This window comes from Xanthobacter sp. BG11Y11_SDJG, assembly GCF_057364445.1.
Genome location: NZ_JBNFNU010000753.1, coordinates 1 through 967 on the forward strand (window position 1 = coordinate 1; position 967 = coordinate 967).

Annotated in this window: 1 protein-coding gene; it reads right to left on the bottom strand. The window is 67.8% G+C overall.

From position 1 onward, the window contains the following. Positions 1-860: succinate--CoA ligase subunit alpha (sucD, locus tag AC2W7M_RS26300; protein ID WP_486136120.1), on the bottom strand; the 860-nt coding region annotated here is incomplete at its 3' end. Positions 861-967: the final 107 nt, after the last annotated feature.

Consider the following 967-nt stretch of genomic DNA (forward strand, 5'->3'; position numbering starts at 1 on the left):
GTCTTGCCGAGGCGCGCCGGGGAGGGCGACACGCGGATGCCCGCGGCCTCCATGGCGGCGATCTTGTCCTCGGCGCCGCCCTTGCCGCCGGAGATGATGGCGCCCGCATGGCCCATGCGGCGGCCGGGAGGCGCCGTGCGGCCCGCGATGAAGCCCACCATCGGCTTCTTGCGGCCCCGCTTCGCCTCGTCGGCCAGGAACTGCGCCGCCTCTTCCTCCGCCGAGCCGCCGATCTCGCCAATCATCACGATCGACGTCGTCTCGGGGTCGGCGAGGAACATCTCCAGCACGTCGATGAACTCGGTGCCCTTCACCGGGTCGCCGCCGATGCCCACCGCCGAGGTCTGGCCCAGGCCCTCCTGCGAGGTCTGGAACACCGCCTCGTAGGTCAGCGTGCCGGAGCGCGAGACGATGCCCACCGAGCCCTTCTTGAAGATGTTGGCCGGCATGATGCCGATCTTCGATTCCCCCGCGGTGACGATGCCGGGGCAGTTGGGGCCGATGAGGCGCGACTTCGAGCCCGAGAGCGCGCGCTTCACCTTCACCATGTCCATCACCGGGATGCCTTCGGTGATGCAGACGATCAGCGGGATCTCCGCGTCCACCGCCTCAAGGATGGCGTCGGCGGCGCCCGGAGGCGGAACGTAGATCACCGAGGCGTCGGCGCCGGTCTTCTCCTTGGCCTCGATCACGGTGTCGAACACCGGCAGGCCGAGATGGGTGGAGCCGCCCTTGCCGGGCGAGGTGCCGCCGACCATCTTGGTGCCGTAGATGATGGCCTGCTCGGCGTGGAACGTCCCGTTCTTGCCGGTGAAGCCCTGGGTGATGACCTTGGTGTCCTTGTTGATGAGCACGGACATCACGCAGCTTCCTTCTTCACAGCCGCGACGATCTTCTGCGCCGCATCGTCCAGGTCATCGGCGGGGATCACGTTCAGCCCGCTCTCGCGGATGATCTTCTTGCCTTC